The organism is Vibrio sp. 14G-20 (assembly GCF_026241515.1).
In the GTDB taxonomy this organism is placed as follows: Bacteria; Pseudomonadota; Gammaproteobacteria; order Enterobacterales; family Vibrionaceae; genus Vibrio.
Map to the genome: position 1 here is coordinate 36,428 of NZ_JAPHPW010000020.1, position 17,744 is coordinate 54,171.

The 17,744-nt window shown below is 45.4% G+C and carries 16 protein-coding genes; 8 read left to right on the forward strand and 8 right to left on the reverse strand.

All coding sequences use genetic code 11. From position 1 onward, the window contains the following. Nucleotides 1-31: 31 nt before the first annotated feature. Entirely contained in the window at nucleotides 32-778 is a 747-nt protein-coding gene (locus tag OQJ75_RS16600; RefSeq protein ID WP_017065025.1) for a flagellar brake protein, read from the reverse strand. 274 nt (nucleotides 779-1,052) lie between these two features. Between OQJ75_RS16600 and OQJ75_RS16605 the strand changes: the two genes are divergently transcribed. Genes OQJ75_RS16605 through OQJ75_RS16615 form a run of 3 tightly spaced genes read left to right on the forward strand, consistent with a single transcriptional unit; the run spans nucleotide 1,053 to nucleotide 3,680 of the window. Next, nucleotides 1,053-1,337 carry a GNAT family N-acetyltransferase gene (locus OQJ75_RS16605; protein WP_265974093.1) on the forward strand — a complete coding sequence of 95 codons (285 nt, stop codon included), beginning with the start codon at nucleotides 1,053-1,055 and terminating at the stop codon, nucleotides 1,335-1,337. 11 nt (nucleotides 1,338-1,348) lie between these two features. Continuing rightward, a complete protein-coding gene (locus tag OQJ75_RS16610; RefSeq protein WP_265974094.1) occupies nucleotides 1,349-2,509 on the forward strand; it encodes a phosphotransferase family protein in 1,161 nt (386 codons plus the stop codon). Then, nucleotides 2,499-3,680, forward strand: coding sequence for an MFS transporter (locus tag OQJ75_RS16615; protein WP_265974095.1), 1,182 nt, complete (start codon nucleotides 2,499-2,501; stop codon nucleotides 3,678-3,680). Before OQJ75_RS16610 ends, OQJ75_RS16615 begins: the two co-directional genes overlap by 11 nt. Before the next feature lie 108 nt (nucleotides 3,681-3,788). Here the strand turns inward: OQJ75_RS16615 and OQJ75_RS16620 are convergent, their stop codons facing one another. The 5 genes from OQJ75_RS16620 to OQJ75_RS16640 all read right to left on the reverse strand — a co-directional run bounded on the left by OQJ75_RS16620 (nucleotide 3,789) and on the right by OQJ75_RS16640 (nucleotide 9,268). Further along, nucleotides 3,789-4,703, reverse strand: coding sequence for a DMT family transporter (locus tag OQJ75_RS16620; protein ID WP_265974096.1), 915 nt, complete (start codon nucleotides 4,701-4,703; stop codon nucleotides 3,789-3,791). Nucleotides 4,704-5,073: 370 nt separating this feature from the next. Next, nucleotides 5,074-5,733, reverse strand: a complete 660-nt coding sequence (locus tag OQJ75_RS16625; protein WP_265974097.1) for a hypothetical protein — start codon at nucleotides 5,731-5,733, stop codon at nucleotides 5,074-5,076. Nucleotides 5,734-5,808: 75 nt separating this feature from the next. After that, the gene (locus OQJ75_RS16630; RefSeq protein ID WP_241910812.1) at nucleotides 5,809-7,146 is read right to left on the reverse strand and encodes a hypothetical protein; all 1,338 of its coding nucleotides are present in this window, start codon (nucleotides 7,144-7,146) and stop codon (nucleotides 5,809-5,811) included. Between the two features lie 170 nt (nucleotides 7,147-7,316). Continuing rightward, nucleotides 7,317-8,240, reverse strand: a complete 924-nt coding sequence (locus tag OQJ75_RS16635) for a LysR family transcriptional regulator (RefSeq protein WP_065206413.1) — start codon at nucleotides 8,238-8,240, stop codon at nucleotides 7,317-7,319. Between the two features lie 134 nt (nucleotides 8,241-8,374). After that, nucleotides 8,375-9,268: a DMT family transporter gene (locus OQJ75_RS16640; protein ID WP_065206412.1), complete on the reverse strand. Its 894-nt coding sequence runs from the start codon at nucleotides 9,266-9,268 to the stop codon at nucleotides 8,375-8,377. A 124-nt stretch (nucleotides 9,269-9,392) separates the two neighbouring features. Between OQJ75_RS16640 and OQJ75_RS16645 the strand changes: the two genes are divergently transcribed. Next, entirely contained in the window at nucleotides 9,393-9,875 is a 483-nt protein-coding gene (locus tag OQJ75_RS16645) for a MarR family winged helix-turn-helix transcriptional regulator (RefSeq protein ID WP_010432677.1), read from the forward strand. A gap of 99 nt (nucleotides 9,876-9,974) precedes the next feature. Here the strand turns inward: OQJ75_RS16645 and OQJ75_RS16650 are convergent, their stop codons facing one another. Beyond that, on the reverse strand, nucleotides 9,975-10,415 hold the full coding sequence (locus OQJ75_RS16650; RefSeq protein ID WP_008220964.1) for a GlcG/HbpS family heme-binding protein: 441 nt from the start codon (nucleotides 10,413-10,415) through the stop codon (nucleotides 9,975-9,977). A gap of 101 nt (nucleotides 10,416-10,516) precedes the next feature. After that, complete coding sequence (gene aceB / locus OQJ75_RS16655) at nucleotides 10,517-12,142, reverse strand: malate synthase A (protein WP_265974098.1); 1,626 nt, start codon at nucleotides 12,140-12,142, stop codon at nucleotides 10,517-10,519. Nucleotides 12,143-12,455: 313 nt separating this feature from the next. Between aceB and gcl the strand changes: the two genes are divergently transcribed. From gcl to OQJ75_RS16675, 4 genes are all read left to right on the forward strand, one after another. Then, entirely contained in the window at nucleotides 12,456-14,228 is a 1,773-nt protein-coding gene (gene gcl, locus OQJ75_RS16660; protein WP_061037665.1) for a glyoxylate carboligase, read from the forward strand. 116 nt (nucleotides 14,229-14,344) lie between these two features. Next, on the forward strand, nucleotides 14,345-15,121 hold the full coding sequence (hyi, locus tag OQJ75_RS16665) for a hydroxypyruvate isomerase (RefSeq protein WP_265974099.1): 777 nt from the start codon (nucleotides 14,345-14,347) through the stop codon (nucleotides 15,119-15,121). Nucleotides 15,122-15,158: 37 nt separating this feature from the next. After that, nucleotides 15,159-16,055, forward strand: coding sequence for a 2-hydroxy-3-oxopropionate reductase (locus OQJ75_RS16670; protein WP_017111423.1), 897 nt, complete (start codon nucleotides 15,159-15,161; stop codon nucleotides 16,053-16,055). A 252-nt stretch (nucleotides 16,056-16,307) separates the two neighbouring features. Continuing rightward, nucleotides 16,308-17,618, forward strand: a complete 1,311-nt coding sequence (locus tag OQJ75_RS16675) for a glycerate kinase type-2 family protein (protein ID WP_265974100.1) — start codon at nucleotides 16,308-16,310, stop codon at nucleotides 17,616-17,618. The last annotated feature ends 126 nt before the right edge of the window (nucleotides 17,619-17,744 follow it).

Sequence of the window (17,744 nt, forward strand, 5' to 3'; positions counted from 1 at the left end):
GTATTCGGTGAAAGTCGCGTGTTAAAAGGCGTCACCCGTTTCGCAAGCAGAGCTTGGTGCCATCGAACTTCAATTTGGCCAACAAGTGTTTGGCATTAGCTCGGCCAATATCATCAAATTCGACACCGTATCGAGCGTAGTGCGTCGATTTTTGTAGATTACAGACGATGCCTCGCAATGGCGGAATTAATGGGCCATTGTAGTTCTCAGGGGTTATCTCAATAGACACTCGATCGGCAATCTGAATCGCACGAGAGGTCGGCGAGGTAACGAAACGACAACCACTTTTGGATAAATCTCGTATCTCACAGTTTGCTCGTTGGTCGTTGAAGATGATTCTTGAAGCCAGATTCACTTCATAGCGTGTCTCTTTACGCAGCTGAGTCACTTGCATCGTGCTTGGTGTAGACAGCACAAGAATAGGGAAGGGTTCACCAATCTTATGATGAATTTGGCTTCTAAAGTGGATAAGCGCGCCTTCACCTCGGAGAGAATACGCACGAGCGGTCATCCAAAAACCTTCTTGAAAGAAAAAGTTCAGATCTTCATTGGATACCTCGGGAACCTCAACCACAATACAGTTATCACTGTGCGTACCGATAAACTTGGTAGTGGCGAGAAACTTCGTGCCAACGGGGGTCGAGACATTTAATGTCAGTTCACTGCCGTGTTCAATCATGGCCAGCGCATCAGTGCTATTGATGGTGGAAACGGTGCGATTACGAGGGTCTTGAAGTGCCTGATTATGCTCCAAAGGCTTCTTCAGGGGTGCGTTCATTATATGTTCTCCATGCGCCAACATGCGTCTGTTAGTTATATTGGTAACTTGCTAACAAGGGGTTATTACGTGCTAGATTTAATGGACGTACTCACATAGATTTATAGAGTGCCTTCTATCATTGCTGATTTTATATTAAGCCAATTGCACTGAATTATTTACTGTGTTTGTAAGTACTTAGTTTTATTTATATGCACTTGCGTTAGTCTATTACAAGGAACTCATACTTCAAACTTTTATTGTTTGTCGTATCAATTATTTGCAGGAGTTGAGAATGCAGGCAGTAAAATGGGATCAAGAAGTGAACCAGATCACAGTAGAGCTAGAACCCAACCAGTTCGCGGTCGTTAAGTATCAAAAGGACGGAGATGTACTACATATCACGTCGACACGCATTCCTGATGAACTGCAAGGCAAGGGCTTTGGTAAGGTGATGATGGAGTCGGTATTGCCTGAAATTGAGCAAGCAGGCTTGAAAATTGTGCCGGTTTGTAGCTATGTGGTTCACTACATGAATAGGCAGCCACAGTGGTCACATCTTCTATCTGATAAAGCATAACAACGAGTAATATGTCTCAATCAATATCGTCAAATAATCGAGCTCAACCTGAAGCGGGTTCAAGTCAAAATCAGCCAGAGCTTTATCAAAATGAGCTTTATCAAAAAATAGCGACCTCGTTGGGGTGTCATGAAGGATTTGATGTCCAAGTGATTCAACGCCTGTGGGGGGGATATGGCGAGTTAGTTCGCTTGGTCTTTTCTCAAGCAAGCCGTGTTGAACTCAAGAGTGTGATTGTTAAACATGTCGCGTTGCCAGATAAAGCCGAACATCCGAAAGGGTGGAACACCAAACTTTCTCACCAACGAAAGGTACACTCTTACCAAGTGGAAACAGCTTGGTATCAGTCGTTCACCCAACAATGGGACGAGCGCTGCCCTGTACCTGTTGGACTGCAATGTGAATTAGAAGAGAATGAGTGGCTGATAGTGATGCAAGACTTAGCGGATATTGGCTTTCCGTTGATCTCTCAATTTGATGTGCTTGCTACCTCTGACGATCTGGCAACCAAAGAGGCTCAGCTTGAACTGGCGTCTGGTTACACACTAAAAGAGAAAAAACAACGCGATGCTTGTCTTAAATGGCTCGCTAACTTTCACGCAAAGCACATCAATGTCGATCAAGAACAATCAGCCTCATTGTGGCAAGTCGGTACTTATTGGCACTTAGATACTCGCCCCGATGAGTTGAATGCATTGGCTGATTTACCATTGAAGAACCAAGCCAAGCACATCGACCGTCTATTAAAAAAATGCCCATATCAGACCTTAGTCCATGGCGACGCCAAGCTCGCCAACTTTTGTTTTGATTCGGAAAGCGAACGCGTGGCTGCGGTCGATTTCCAATATGTGGGTCTCGGCTGTGCGCTGAAAGATGTGGCTCTGTTCATGAGCAGCGCGGTGAGGCCGCAAGATTGCGCAGAGCTTGAATCACAAGTCTTAGACACTTACTTCCAACACTTGAAAGAAGCATTGGCGCACTATCAACCACAGCTTTCGTTCGATGAGGTAGAAACTGCATGGCGACCAATGTTTTACGTGGCATGGGCTGATTTCCAACGTTTCGTAAAAGGGTGGAGTCCTGAGCATTGGAAGATTAACCCTTACACTGAGCAGCTGACCTTACAAGTGCTCACTCAATTAGACGAACAGGAGTCCGTCAATGTTCGATAGAACCGCGAGCTGGAAAACGCCGCAAAACTTTTTATTACTGATTTCGATTGTTGTGCCGATCGCGTTTTCGAGCTGGATGGCTTTGCTTAATAACTTCGTGATTGAGAAAGCGAACTTTGATGGTGCGGATATTGGCTTGCTGCAAAGTGTGCGCGAGATTCCGGGCTTCTTAGCGTTTACCGTGGTGTTTGTGCTGGCTTTCATTCGTGAGCAATGCTTCATGTTGATATCGTTGGCGATGCTCACTGTGGGTACGGCAATTACGGGTTTGTTCCCCTCACTGACTGGTTTGCTGTTGACCACCATTTTAATGTCGACGGGCTTTCATTATTTTGAAACGCTGAAGCAGTCTTTGTCACTGCAATGGCTGAGTAAAGAAGAAGCACCTGAGATGCTAGGTAAGATGATCTCAGTCGGCGCACTGGCATCCTTAATCACTTACGGGTCTATCTGGGTGATGTTAGAACAGCTAAAGCTCGATTTTGCTTGGGTGTACGGCATCACTGGCGGTATTGGTTTTATTCTGGTTTTGGTGATGACCTTTGGGTTCCCGGAGTTTCAAACCAATACGCCACAGAATAAGAAGTTAGTGCTAAGGAAGCGTTACTGGCTCTACTACGCACTGACGTTTATGAGTGGCGCGAGAAGACAAATCTTCACCGTGTTTGCTGGCTTCTTGATGGTAGAGAAGTTCGGTTACTCGGCTGCCGACGTTACATTGTTGTTCTTAGTTAACTACCTATTTAACTTCTTGTTTGCAAAGCGCATTGGTCGATTTATCGGTGTGGTTGGCGAGCGCAAAGCGTTGATCTTCGAGTATGTGGGTTTGATTGGTGTGTTTGTCGGTTATGGCTTGGTGCAAAGTGCGGAATGGGCGGCGGCACTTTATGTGGTCGATCACCTGTTCTTTGCATTGGCGTTGGCGATCAAAACTTACTTCCAGAAAATCGCAGACCCGGCAGACATGGCATCAACCGCTGGTGTCTCTTTCACCATCAACCATATTGCCGCAGTCGTTATTCCGGTCGTGTTTGGTGTGATTTGGTTATCGTCCCCTGCAACGGTTTTCTACATCGGTGCTGCGATGGCAGCGGTTTCTTTGGCGTTGTCTTTAAACATTCCTAAGACACCTGAAGAAGGCAATGAAGTGCGAATGTTTAGCTGGCGCTAATGTTGGTCTCGATATTATGAAATAAACAAAAAGCTCCAATAGTGATATTGGAGCTTTTTGTATATGTGGGATGTGTATATCTAATCCGCAAAATAGGTTTCAGGCGGATCAGTTTCTTACCGTTTTTAATTCGGTACGCAGCTTGAAAATTCCCTTTGGCGCCTTGGTGAGCAAGATGCCACAAAGTAGAGGGATCATCATTAGTAGAGATTGTTCAGATAGAACCTCACCATTGACGTAGCAAGATATTAGCAACGCAACTACAGGGAAAATGAGGAAGCAGATAGAAGCTTGGAAAGGTGTCGAAACCTGGCCTAATTTAAAGTAAGCAACAATGCCGCCCACACTCGCGACAAAGCCTAGGTACACCACAGCTGAGATTGAATCCCAAGTGAAAGATTCAACATTTACGTTCTCGCCCATAGCTGATACGGCAAATAAGAATAGAGCTGCAATTAGGCTCGGTACGGCGTTGTAGGTCAGTACTTCAATGCCTTTGCAGTGCTTTTGAACTAATACATACATCACTGCGTGAATCGCAACAGCAAGGCCTAAGCAAACCGTGCCAATTACGTAGTCATCGCCACCCATTTGCATTTCGTTGCCAAGGATTAAACATAGGCTCACAACAGCAGTAATCAAACCGAATATCTGGTGCTTCGCCAGTCGTAGACCTAAGAATAAGCCAGACATCAGCATCACAGCCACAGGCATGTTGGCAAAGATGATCGACGCTAAACCAGAAGAGATGTATTGCTCACCATAGATCATCAACGTAAACGGAATTGCGAAATACATCAGCGCAACAATAAGCAGCCATTGGCGCTTACCTTTAGGGAACAGCAGAGGTTGGTTGAAGACTTTCGCCAATACCGCAAGCAGAGGAGCTGCAAGTAAAAAGCGTAACGCAGTAGCAAAAATAGGTGGGATAGAATGCAATGCTACTTCCATAGCGAACCAAGTGGTTCCCCAAATTAAGCAAACAGAGACAAAAAGCAAGATAGTTAGCGACTTCGAATTCATGGTGACTACTCATTAATAATTATTTTAAATCATAGGCTTGTAGCGCCTTAATGACGTGGCACAGTATAGAAAGGTAGTCGGAGAAAAGTTTTGCCTTTTTATCTCTAATTAAAGTTTTCTGTGGAAATTAAATCTCTAATATAATTATTTTATAGAAAATAAATTCACTTTAGATAGTTAAAGTAAAGTCATTATTCTTTGTGAGGTTTTTGTTGAACGATGGAAAGTTAAAACAGAGGAAGAAGCGGCGAAATTGATTTAAGTTGATTACGGTATTCGCAACTGATTGGAAAGGTTATTACATGAAGCAAAAAGCCCCTTTACTCAAACAGATCGTAAAGGGGAGAGAGCTACCACACGAAACGGTAAACTAAAAACGAAGGTTGAAGCCTAGCTCAACGCTGCCATCAGAACGAAATACGTCTCCCGGACTAACGCGCTTTTGACCGAATGTGTATTTCACATAAGGCTCTACCCATTTAGGTTTTAAAGTAAAAGTGACATCTTGGCTGTTGTAATAGCCTTTCTCGCCTGTTAATTGGCGATCATGGCTGAAAGAGTAGGAAAAACTCATGTGCTTGGAAGGTGAATAGCTCGTACCTATGGTGTTTTTCCATTCGCGATTCGCATCGTGAAGATCGGCTAGCGAGAATTTCCGCCATTCATGCGAAGTGTTGGCAAACAACATGATATTTTCTGAAAGCGCCGTTCCGCTAAAAATACCAACGTCATAGATATCAATAAGGTCAGCGCGGCCATAGCTAACGAAAGCTTCGGTGTAAAATTGCCCTAAGACTAAGCCATAGCCAGTTCCAAGCTCAAGGTAGCCTTCGCTGTCGATCTCTGCATTAATGTTTATCGCATCGGTCGCTTGAATCACGCCTGATACCGTGCCGACCCAAGTATCACCAGCCTTAGCGGTTTGGAAGCTGAGGCTAGGTTCATGGTAGCTCAGTTGTTGTAGCTGGTGGTCGTTAGCGGAAACACTGAGTGTCACCAGCATAGCCATTGCCAAAGATATTCGTTTCATTTCACTTTCAACCTTGGTTCAAACAAAAAGGAGCCACTTAGAAAGCGGCTCCTTTGCTTTTATTCACTGTTTTATTTAGCCGCGGCTAACACGGTCTTTTACAGCTTGTTTGATTTGCTGACGTTGCTCTTGTGAAAGTGATTGAACTTTCTGTTTTAGTTCTGCTTTTTGCTCAGCGGTTAGATTTGGCTTTGCAGGAATCCAGTCATTAACTGCGTCTGAGATAGCTCCTTTCGCAGCCGTGCGAAGTTCATCTACAGTTTTCTTTTCACCAGTTAATAAGTAGTAGCCCAAAGAATTGCCTTGAAGATCCATTTCAATGTTCGCGATTTTCAACATGGTTAGCTTGTTGTCTTGAGACCACTCTTTCGTCATCTCTTTAGTTACAGTCCAAGCTTTCACTCGCATATCTTCATTGATGGCACCAGCACCTTCATTGGCAATAAACGCAAGTGCCAGGAATTTCTGTTCTTCTTTTGTTAGATGAGTCATTGCTTCTTTGTAAGCGTTCACTGTCTTTACAGAAACAGTGCTGCGGCCTTCATCTCCTGATATAATGACACCGGTAGCTGTATCAGTAATTGTTACTTCACTCGCACCTAAAGTGACAACGAGTTTATTATCGTCAACCATTTCGAATTCGAAGCCAACTCCGTAGTCAGGATCTGTTAAACCCCAGCCGTTGTCAGTATCGCCATCAATAGATACATTAGTGTCTCCTGTCGCACTATCCCATGTGTAGATCATTCCGTCTTTGTGTACGGTGACAATGGTAGTTTCAGTCGATACTGAGTAATTGAGGGATGTCCCGTTGTACAGTGTCACGGTGCCTTCGTCGGAACTACCTTTGAATTCACCTACAATTTGTCCATCCTTGATAACGTAACCATCATCACTAACTGAGCCGATTAGTTCGTCTCCAACAAAAATCAGTGTTTTTCCATCAACAGGAATTAACTTAATTGAGCTTGCGCCTTCGTCCCCCCACTTTGGTGGTGTTTCAATAACAACAGAATCTGCAATCAAACGTCCATCGACAACCGTAAGTGTAACTTCGACTTTTTCACCGTTTACCACGCCGTTAAACACGATTTGGTCGCCTTGATTTTCGATGTGACCAATTTCATTGTGGTCGTTATCAGTAACAACACCATCTTCAATGTGATACAGGTTGCCATCAATTAAAACTAAAGTGGTTGTTTCACCATTTTCACTCGATATATCACGAATAATTAATGCGTTGTAGTTGCCTTCATCACCGACTACACGAGCTGCGTCCAAGTTTTCGCCTTGGAAGTAAGTAACATCTGCAATCCCATCTTGAGCTGCTGGTGGATTGCTACTTGAACCAGAAGAAGAACAACCAGCAAGGAATGTTGCCGCAATAGCAGCGCTCAGTAATTTTAGTTTCATGGTTTACTCTCAAATAATTGTTAGGAACAAAGTTTGCTTCTTGCAGTGTTATGTGGCGTTCCTAGCCGATGAGAGAAGTATATGGACTGAACAAAAAAGCCTCTAATCTCTTAAAAGAATAGAGGCCTTAACGATGAGTTATTAATGAAACAGAGTAAAGAGGGTGATAACTACTGGTTATTATTGAGTTGTGATTCAAGTATTTTCCTCAACCACAGCGTCATTGGGCTATTTCGGTTTTTGTGATGATAGTACGCACAAACCGTTGGTTCGTAATAGCTACTATCAAACAGCAACTTGATGGCTCTTAATGAGGTTTCTTGTTCAATATCTAGGAATTTAGATGCTGGGAATAACATGTCTGAGTTTTTGACGACATCAATAACTGCAGACGGTAATTCTGAACGAAAACCAATGTTTGCTTTCAACCCTTTTACTTTGAGTATTTTCTCCGCTTGTGACTGGTGTGAATTCCAATCAACCGCAATGACTGAAGCTAATTCAAAATTTACCCCGTCTTTAATTTCTAAAAATTCTTTTTCGTATGGGTGATCTTTCCTGACATACCCTTTGAAAGTATCTTGTGCAATAGGTTTTTGCAGTAGTTCTTTAGGGGCATGGTTAATCTCGTAGTTCAACCCTATGTAAACTTCATCATTAATAATGTCGGTCATGGTTGTACCTGACCAATTCAATAGCTGAATTTGTACTAGTGGTGCTTCAGAACGAATGGCTTTAAAGAGCTTACTTGAAAGAGACGACAGCAAATATGGGGACAATGCGACTTTGACCACTCCTTGTAGTTCGGCGGGATTAAAATCATTGCTGTTATTAATAGCGAAAGAAAGTTCATCAAGTATTGGTGAAATGCTTTCCGCTAGCATAGTCGCGTGATCAGTTGCACGTAATCCGTGGTGCGTTTTTACAAATAGCTCATCGCCAAAATGATCGCGCAATCTTTGTAGAGCTTTACTGATCGCCGGTTGAGATACGAACAAACGTTCGGATGCTTTGCGCATATTCCGCTCTTGATGCAGGATCATAAAAGTTCGCAGTAGATTTAAATCTAAGCTAGAAAACAAGTCTTTTGCCATATTGAGCACCTTATTATTAGTTATTTAACTATAAGGTTGGGTCGGTACGAGAACAAATACATATTTTATATAGGTGTGATGCCTGTAAAGAAAAACCCGCACTTGGCGGGTTTATAAGTAACAACCTAAATCTTTTACTGCGTAACGGGTTTGACCGTTTTGGTTTGCCTTACTGCCAGAATAAGCTGTGGTAGTAGTGACATCACGATCATGCCTGTCATCAGTGAATACTGTACTGGAGTAAAGGATTCACCCATCAACACCATCCCCGTAACGATGCCAGCCACTGGGTTAGCGATGCCACCGAAGGTGAAATCGACCACTGACATGCGTTGTAGTAACCATACATACATGCCGTAACCTAGTGCTGTATTTAGCCCAATTACCCACAATAGACCCATTGCGTTGCGAGTATCGAAATGAGTGACAGCATTAACATAAGGTTGCGGGTCGATGAACGCATGAACGCCAGACGCGACAGACAAAATCACACCGCCTAGAATCAGCTGCCACGTTAATACCTTCCACCAGTGCATTCGATTACCCAGTGACTTGGTAATGCTGCTACCGATGACAATACACATGATTGCGGCGAACATTGCACCTAAACCGATTGGATTCAAAGCGATTTGGCTTGGGTTAAACAGTATCCACGCTAAGGTGATCAAGCCAATACCAGACAGGGCTTGAATCAAATGCGGGCGCTGCTTTTTCACTACCCAATGGAAGATCATCGCGAACACAGGCACAGAGATCATACCCACGCCAGAAATCGCTGAAGGCAGCGTTAGTGCCATCACGAAGATCAGGCCAAAGAAGGTCGCAATATTGATAAGGCCCAATGTGAAAATGATCTGCCACTCGCCTTTTTTAGGCAGTGTCGGCTTTACTGCTAGCAATAACAAACCAGCAGGTAACGCACGCAAAGCACCTAATAATAATGGTGGCCACTCCTGTAGCGTAAATTGCGTCACTGCATAGGTTGTTCCCCAAAAGAACGCGGGGATCATTGCTAATAATATGTTCATTTAAAATATCTTTACGTTAAGATAACTATTGTGTGAACTGTATACTGAGAACTAGTGGTTGTAAAGTATCTTTATGTTAAACTAGTTTGAAGTAAACAAGACTAATCACGGAGCTAGATTGCAAATGGATGCTATCGACCGCGTTGTAGAGCAATGGGCAAAGGAAAAGCCCGAATTAGAAACTGAGCCTATGGCAATGATGGGCCGGATTATGCGTATTGCCAAGTATATGGAGACGCAGGTTGCCGAGCTTCATAAAAAATACGACATGAAGCTGGGTGAGTTTGATGTGCTGGCCACCTTGCGACGCTCTGGAAAGCCTTATCGACTCACGCCATCAGAATTGATTGGCTCGATGATGCTGACATCAGGCGCGATGACCAATCGCCTTGATAAGCTAGAAGCTAAAGGGCTGATCAGTCGTGAGCACAGTAAAGAAGACAGACGCAGCGTGAGTGTTCAGTTAACCAAAGATGGTTTGATTTTGATTGACCAAATGATGACTGAGCATGTTGAAACGCAGAAGAAGCTGGTGAAATCTCTGTCTGCGAGCCAGAAGAAAAATACTAACCAGCTACTGAAAACATGGTTGAGTGCGTACGAGTAGTATTGTTGACCTCCTTTTATATTCATTAAAAAACCGAAGCTTAATAGCTTCGGTTTTTTTGTTCTTGTCTAAGAATTTCAAGTACAGCTAATTGGCTAGTTAAGCTTGCAGCATCTCGTCGCTAAACAGTTCAGCACAGCCAATGCCATTAATGGCGCAGCTTTCGTCGATATCTGATATATCGCCGCTAACCCCGATAGCGCCCAGTACCGTTTTATCTTTGTCTCGAATCAGTAGCCCCCCTGGTACTGGCACCATGTTTCCGTGTGCCAGCACGTTTACGGCGGAGATGAATGCTGGTCGGTTGTCAGCATCTTGGGCGAGTTTTCTAGAGGAACAACCCAGTGCGAGTGCCCCCCACGCTTTAGCAATCGCGATGTCTGGTCGCATCATGCTAGAGCCGTCTTGACGTTGCAAAGAAATCAGTTTTCCACCGCTGTCTAAGACGGCGACCGTCAAAGGTTCTGTGTGGATCTTGTTTCCTGCTTTTAAGGTGCCATCGATGATGGTTAACGCTTGTTGTAGAGTCAAACTTCCCATGTTATCTCCTAGTTTTTCAAGGGGCCGTGTACCAAGCTAAGCCTGCCAATCATTACTCTTGTTGTGAATATCATTGACTGATTCAGCTCGGTACAAGAGTCCTAACTGGACTCTTGTAATAGCCCATAGCTGGGTAAAGTTAGGAAGGCAGCGAACTCTTTGGCTGTAGAAAGTTGATAGAAAAGATCAGCTGTCTCTTCAAATCGACCTGCTGCATAGCGCGAGTCTCCGACTTCATGTTTTATGGTGTCTAGCTCTTGGTAAAGCCAAGAGTGGAATAGTGATTTGGTAAAGGTTTGGCCATCATCGAGTGTTACCCCGTGGTGGATCCACTGCCAAATATTGGCTCTCGAGATCTCAGCAGTCGCGGCATCTTCCATAAGGCCGTAGATAGGCACACAGCCGTAGCCTTGAATCCAAGCTTCGATGTAATACAGCGCGATGCGTATATTCTTACGTACTCCTGCTTCGTCGCGACTGCCCTCACAAGGCTTGAGTAGCGTGTCGGCGTTGATCACATGCTCTGGGCTTTGGAAATCCATTTGGTTTACTTTGCTATCTAAGTGCTTATCAAAGATCGACATTGCCAAATCAACCAGCGCAGGGTGCGCAACCCATGTTCCATCATGTCCGTTCTGAGATTCTCTTTGTTTATCTTCGATAACCTTGGCGGTTACACGCGCCATTTCTTGCGGGTCTTTTGCTGGAATAAAGGCTGACATCCCACCCATTGCTAATGCGCCACGAGCGTGACAAGTACGCACTAACAGTTGGCTATAGGCGTTGAGGAATTCTTGATCCATGCAGATCCCATGACGATCTGGCAGGATGCGGTCTTTATGGTTCTTCAGAGTTTTGATGTAGCTGAAGATGTAATCCCAACGGCCACAGTTCATCGCAACGATGTGATCACGCATGGCGTACAAGATCTCTTCCATTTGGAATACGGCTGGTAGCGTTTCGATCAATACTGTCGCGCGAATGGTGCCTTTTGGTACATGGAAATAGTTTTCGGTGAAGCTGAAAATATCGTCCCACCATTGTGCTTCTTCCATGCTTTCTAGCTTTGGAATGTAGTAGTAAACCCCTAAACCTTGTTGTGCACGTGATTGATAGTTGTGGAAAAAGTACAAGGCGAAGTCCATCAAGCAACCGCCGATAGGCTGATTGTTGAATTGGATGGATTGCTCAGGAAGGTGGATCCCTCGTGGGCGTGCGATCAGCAGTGCAGGATCGTCGTTTAATTGGTAACGCTTCTGCTTTTTCTCATCGAAATAACTAATGGTGCCAAGGTTGGCGTCTCTTAGGTTGATTTGCCCTTCGACCATATTGGCCCAAGTAGGAGAAGACGCATCTTCAAAGCAGCACATGAAGACTTTCGCGCCTGAGTTTAGCGCGTTGATCACCATCTTTCTTTCGATAGGCCCGGTGATCTCTACTCGGCGATCGAGTAGCTCTGGTGGCGGTGTTGCCACTTTCCACTCTTTATTCTGGCGAATGGAAATTGTGTCTTTTCTGAAATTGGGTAACTCACCCTCGTCATATTGAGCTTGCTTTACGTCGCGGTCACTTAGCAGGGTATGACGGCGATCTCCAAACTTATTGACGAGAGCTTCTAAGAATTTTAATGCATCTTTAGACAAGATCTCTTTGTACTCGGAGTTGTCCATCTTCCCAAGTACCTGCATACATTGTACTTCTTCTCTCTCTTTTACGTCATTCATCATTGTTGTCTCCTTTAAACAATACGATGTCACTTTGTATACAAAATGCCCTTTTTAAGGGTATTTATATTGTAGAAATTGTAAACAAGCAAACGGTATTTAACATTTATTTATCATTTGATCTTTTTGTAATTTATTTTTACGTAAAGATATTTTATGTAAAGTAATGAATTGTAAGCTTTTCAGGGTAAGTGCGTACTTAATGTGATGGGTTGGTGTAACAAAATTGTTTCATTCTGGGGTTGATAAATAGTGAGGATGGTTCATAGTACACAAAAGTTAGTTTAATTGTATACAATCTGAACTGGAGGTTCGAATGGCAATTATGAAAGCGATTGAAGCAGCGGTAGAAGTGCTTAAACGTGAAGGTGTAGACATCGCATTTGGTGTTCCCGGCGCAGCAATTAACCCTATGTATGCGGCTATGAAAAAGCTCGGAGGAATCGACCACGTCTTAGCTCGTCACGTAGAGGGTGCATCCCATATGGCTGAAGGGTACACGCGTACTAATCAAGGCAATATAGGTGTGTGTATTGGTACCTCTGGCCCTGCGGGAACGGACATGATCACGGGCCTTTATTCTGCGTCTGCAGATTCGATCCCAATTCTATGCATCACCGGCCAAGCGCCACGTGCTCGTCTTCACAAAGAAGATTTCCAAGCGGTCGACATTGAATCTATCGCTAAACCAGTCACTAAATGGGCAACCACGGTGCTGGAACCTGCACAAGTGCCACGCGCATTCCAAAAAGCCTTTCATTTGATGCGTTCGGGTCGTCCGGGGCCAATTCTGATTGATCTACCTATTGATGTTCAGCTGGCTGAGATTGAGTTTGATATCGATACCTATGAACCGCTAGAACCTTACAAACCGCAAGCAACTCGCGCGCAGGTTGAGAAAGCATTAACTATGATGTCTCAATCGGAAAAACCGCTGATTGTATCGGGTGGTGGCGTGATTAACGCTGGCGCGTCTGAATTGCTCCAACAGTTCGCCGAAATCACCGGTGTGCCAGTAATCCCAACCTTGATGGGCTGGGGCTCTATCCCAGATGACCATGACTTAATGGCGGGCATGGTGGGGCTACAAACTTCTCACCGTTACGGTAACGAAACCATGCTCAACTCTGACTTCGTGTTTGGTGTCGGTAACCGTTGGGCCAACCGTCATACCGGGTCCGTGGATGTTTACACCGAAGGTCGTAAGTTTGTACATGTGGACATTGAACCAACTCAAATCGGCCGCGTGTTCTGCCCAGATTTAGGGATTGTCTCTGATGCGAAAGCTGCGCTAGAGCTAATGGTTGAAGTGGCGCAAGAGTGGCGTGACGCTGGCAAGCTGCCAAACCGAAATGCTTGGGCAAGTGAGTGTCAGGAACGCAAATCGACCATGCTGCGTAAAACCAATTTCGATGAAGCACCAATGAAACCGATGCGTGTTTATGAAGAGATGAACAAGGCATTTGGTCGTGACACTTGTTATGTGAGCACCATTGGTTTGTCGCAAATCGCTGCCGCTCAGTTCCTGCATGTTTATAAGCCTCGTAACTGGATCAACTGTGGTCAAGCTGGCCCGTTAGGTTGGACAACACCAGCCGCATTGGGTGTACGAGCGGCCGATCCAGATCGCGATATTGTTGCTATCTCTGGTGATTATGATTTCCAATTTATGATCGAAGAACTGGCAGTAGGTGCTCAATTCAACCTGCCATACATTCATGTGTTGGTGAACAACTCGTACTTAGGTTTGATTCGCCAAGCACAGCGTCAATTTGATATCGATTATTGTGTACAACTGGCGTTTGATAACCAGAATGCGCCAGAGCTTGAAGGCTACGGTGTTGACCATGTCGCGGTTGTTGAAGGTTTAGGCTGTAAGGCGATTCGAGTTCGTGAACCAGAGCAAATTGCCGCTGCGTTTGAGCAAGCTAAAGAGCTGATGAACAAGCATAAAGTACCGGTTGTTGTTGAGCTGATTCTTGAGCGAGTGACCAATATTGCGATGGGCGTAGAGATCAACGCCATCAACGAATTTGAGCCACTTGCCGAAAGCCGCGGCGATGCTCCAACGGCGCTGGCGTACAAGTAATCATCAAGTAATGTGTATCCGTAGAGCTGAGGTTTAGCCCTACGAAAAGCCTCTGATAGAGCGAGGCTTTACTACAAACAACCAGATTTACACAGATAAAGAATAAGGACAGAGTCATGGCAAAATTTGCAGCAAACTTGTCAATGTTATTCACGGAAGTTGATTTTATGGATCGCTTTGAGGCCGCTGCAGAAGCGGGCTTTCAAGGTGTGGAATACCTTTTCCCTTACGCCTTTGATGCTCAGGCAATCAAAGCAAAGCTCGACGCTAATAACCTAGAGCAAGTGCTATTTAACTTGCCTGCGGGTGATTGGGATGCTGGTGATCGTGGTATCGCGGTAGACCCAGCACGAGTTGAAGAGTTTCAAGCGGGTGTACCTAAAGCCATCGCTTACGCAAAATCGCTCGGCTGTGCTCAAGTGAATTGCTTGGCCGGGATTGTTCCACAAGGTGTGACCCAACAAGACGCGCAATCAGCGTTTGTGATCAACCTGCATTACGCGGCGAACGCGCTAGCAGCAGAAGGCATCAGCTTAGTGATAGAAGCGATCAATACCCGCGATATTCCGGGCTTCTTCTTGAATACCACAGAGCAAGCTAAAGCGATCATCAAAGAGGTAGGGAGCGATAACCTTTCTATCCAATACGATATTTATCATATGCAAATTATGGAAGGCGATCTTACGCCGACCATGCAACAGAACATTGGTCAAATTGCACACGTGCAACTGGCGGATAACCCAGGCCGACACGAACCGGGTACTGGCGAAATCAACTACCCATTCGTGCTCAACTATCTTGATGAGCTTGGTTATCAAGGCTGGGTGGGCTGCGAATATAAACCTAAAACGACAACGACAGAAGGCCTTGGTTGGCTGCACCAGTACCGTTAATTGCGTCTGGTAACCCTCAAACGTTAAGGAGAACAACATGTCTAAAATTGCATTTATCGGAACTGGCATCATGGGTAAACCTATGGCGAGTAACCTTCAAAAAGCAGGTCACGATTTGATTCTGTCTGATCACTTTAATGCAGCACCTGCTGATCTTGTGGCAGCGGGCGCAACGGTCTGCCACTCACCAGCAGAAGCGGCTGAAGCAGCGGATATCATTATCCTAATGGTGCCGAATACCCCTCAAGTTGAAGATGTCCTGTTTGGTGACAACGGCGTCGAGAAAGGCCTCACGGCGGGCGGAGCAACTGGGAAACTGGTTATCGATATGAGTTCAATCTCGCCAATCGCAACCAAAGCCATTGCCGCTCGAATCAACGAAGGTGGTGCTTCATACCTTGATGCTCCGGTTTCAGGTGGTGAAGTTGGCGCGATAAACGCGGCTCTGACTATCATGGTGGGCGGTGAGCAAGACGCCTTTGATAAAGCACGACCTCTTTTCGAAATCATGGGTAAGAACATCACGCTAGTAGGCGACAACGGCGCAGGTCAAACCTGTAAGGTCGCAAATCAAATTATTGTGGCGCTGAATATCGAAGCCGTGTCTGAAGCGTTAGTCTTTGCTTCGAAAGCCGGCGCTGATCCAGCACGAGTTCGTCAGGCGCTATTAGGTGGCTTTGCTAACTCTAAGATCTTGGAAGTGCACGGCGAGCGCATGGTTGAAGGCACATTCGACCCTGGCTTTAGAATCTCACTTCACCAAAAAGACCTCAACTTAGCGCTAACGGGCGCGCAAGAGTTGGGTGTCGCGCTACCGAACACGGCTAACGCTCAAGAGCTGTTTGGCGAGTGTGCCGAAATGGGCGGAGAAGGTTGGGACCACTCTGCGCTTATTCAAGCGATTGAGAAACGTTCTGACCACTCGATTCGTTAATCTAATTAACGGTTTGTCTGTTTAGTGGTTAGTCAATCAACCGATTATCCATTAATTAATTCGGGCTGCTATTGATTCGTAGCCCACCAGTTTCAAACAGTTTGTTTATAAATCGCGTAGTTTCGTCTCCTTTTATACGCGTTCCTGATACGAGTCAGAGGTTGAAGTTGTTCCTTTCCAACTTGATCTTAGCAGGCACCCTTTGGCCTTGTATCGGGGTTCTTTTTTTCTCCGTCAACTAAGGAGTGGCTGATGGACATTGATGCTAAGCAGTTTCTGCAAACCCTTTTCTCAAGTGCTGTTAATCAGGCGCTACCTAAAAATCACATCGAACCTTTTCTTCCTCAAGACATTTTTTACCGCTCAGCTAACCAAGCTGGGCGAACTGTGGTAATTGGCGCAGGAAAAGCCGCCGCGTCGATGGCCGCTGAGCTAGAGGCCGTCTGGCAAGTTAAGCAACAGCAAGATCTCGCACTGCGTGACCTTGAAGGTCTCGTCGTGACCCGCTACGAACACACCGAACCTTGCGAACACATTGAGGTGATCGAAGCGGCGCACCCCGTCCCGGATGCCATGGGCTTAGAAGTGAGCCAACGTATGCTGGAATTAGTGAGTGGTCTGAGTGCTGACGACACCGTTATTTGTCTACTGTCTGGCGGCGGTTCTGCTTTGCTAAGCCTGCCCGGTGGCGACATTAGCTTGGCTGAGAAGCAACAAATCAATAAGGCGCTGCTCAAGTCGGGCGCCGCCATTGATGAGATGAACTGTGTGCGTAAACACTTATCGTCTATCAAAGGTGGGCGACTAGCGAAAGCTGCGTATCCAGCAAGAGTAGTCTCTTTAGCGATTTCAGATGTACCGGGCGATGACATCAGTGTGATTGCATCAGGCCCAACCGTACCTGACACAACGACACGTTTTGATGCGATGGCAATTTTAGAACGTTACCAGATAGAAACACCACGCTCGGCATTTGAATGGTTAAATAATCCAGAGTCAGAAACCGTGAAGCCGGATGACGCTTGTTGGAAAAACGCAGAGCACCATATTATTGCCACGCCGATGTCGGCATTGGAAGCAGCCGCGGCAGAGGCCGAAGGTTTAGGTATACCTGCCTATGTGCTGAGTGACTGCATTGAGGGGGAAGCTCGAGATGTAGCGAAGGTTCATGCTGCGTTGGCCAAGCAAGTCGCTAATAACAAGCACCCATTTGATACGCCTTGCGTGATACTTTCCGGTGGTGAAACCACAGTAACCGTTAAAGGCAATGGTCGCGGTGGGCGTAATTGTGAGTTCCTTTTAAGCTTGTATAGCGAGTTAAAAGGGCAGGAAAACATATTTGCTCTGGCGGCTGATACTGATGGCATTGATGGTGTTGAAGATAATGCAGGTGCGTGGATCACGCCTCAAACATGGCAACAAGGTTCGAGCCTGTCGCTTAAAGCGCAAGACTATCTCGATGCCAACAATAGCTACGACTTCTTTAAGCAAGTCGGTGTGTTGTTGACCACAGGGCCGACGCTAACCAACGTGAATGACTTCCGCGCAATATTGATTCTTTAACCTGAACAGTTCGAATAGGCTGAAAAACCTTAAAGTTCGAAAACGCATACAATTGAATGGTCGCTCTTCCCCACATAAGAGCGACCATTTTATTGCTATCAATGTTGTGACCTCGAGTTCTGAGAT

What these genes read in the sequence shown, in the direction of transcription:
- OQJ75_RS16600 (WP_017065025.1), bottom strand. Translation starts at nt 778, where the DNA reads ATGAACGCACCCCTGAAGAAGCCTTTGGAGCATAATCAGGCACTTCAA.
- OQJ75_RS16605 (WP_265974093.1), top strand. Translation starts at nt 1,053, where the DNA reads ATGCAGGCAGTAAAATGGGATCAAGAAGTGAACCAGATCACAGTAGAG.
- OQJ75_RS16610 (WP_265974094.1), top strand. Translation starts at nt 1,349, where the DNA reads ATGTCTCAATCAATATCGTCAAATAATCGAGCTCAACCTGAAGCGGGT.
- OQJ75_RS16615 (WP_265974095.1), top strand. Translation starts at nt 2,499, where the DNA reads ATGTTCGATAGAACCGCGAGCTGGAAAACGCCGCAAAACTTTTTATTA.
- OQJ75_RS16620 (WP_265974096.1), bottom strand. Translation starts at nt 4,703, where the DNA reads ATGAATTCGAAGTCGCTAACTATCTTGCTTTTTGTCTCTGTTTGCTTA.
- OQJ75_RS16625 (WP_265974097.1), bottom strand. Translation starts at nt 5,733, where the DNA reads ATGAAACGAATATCTTTGGCAATGGCTATGCTGGTGACACTCAGTGTT.
- OQJ75_RS16630 (WP_241910812.1), bottom strand. Translation starts at nt 7,146, where the DNA reads ATGAAACTAAAATTACTGAGCGCTGCTATTGCGGCAACATTCCTTGCT.
- OQJ75_RS16635 (WP_065206413.1), bottom strand. Translation starts at nt 8,240, where the DNA reads ATGGCAAAAGACTTGTTTTCTAGCTTAGATTTAAATCTACTGCGAACT.
- OQJ75_RS16640 (WP_065206412.1), bottom strand. Translation starts at nt 9,268, where the DNA reads ATGAACATATTATTAGCAATGATCCCCGCGTTCTTTTGGGGAACAACC.
- OQJ75_RS16645 (WP_010432677.1), top strand. Translation starts at nt 9,393, where the DNA reads ATGGATGCTATCGACCGCGTTGTAGAGCAATGGGCAAAGGAAAAGCCC.
- OQJ75_RS16650 (WP_008220964.1), bottom strand. Translation starts at nt 10,415, where the DNA reads ATGGGAAGTTTGACTCTACAACAAGCGTTAACCATCATCGATGGCACC.
- aceB (WP_265974098.1), bottom strand. Translation starts at nt 12,142, where the DNA reads ATGATGAATGACGTAAAAGAGAGAGAAGAAGTACAATGTATGCAGGTA.
- gcl (WP_061037665.1), top strand. Translation starts at nt 12,456, where the DNA reads ATGGCAATTATGAAAGCGATTGAAGCAGCGGTAGAAGTGCTTAAACGT.
- hyi (WP_265974099.1), top strand. Translation starts at nt 14,345, where the DNA reads ATGGCAAAATTTGCAGCAAACTTGTCAATGTTATTCACGGAAGTTGAT.
- OQJ75_RS16670 (WP_017111423.1), top strand. Translation starts at nt 15,159, where the DNA reads ATGTCTAAAATTGCATTTATCGGAACTGGCATCATGGGTAAACCTATG.
- OQJ75_RS16675 (WP_265974100.1), top strand. Translation starts at nt 16,308, where the DNA reads ATGGACATTGATGCTAAGCAGTTTCTGCAAACCCTTTTCTCAAGTGCT.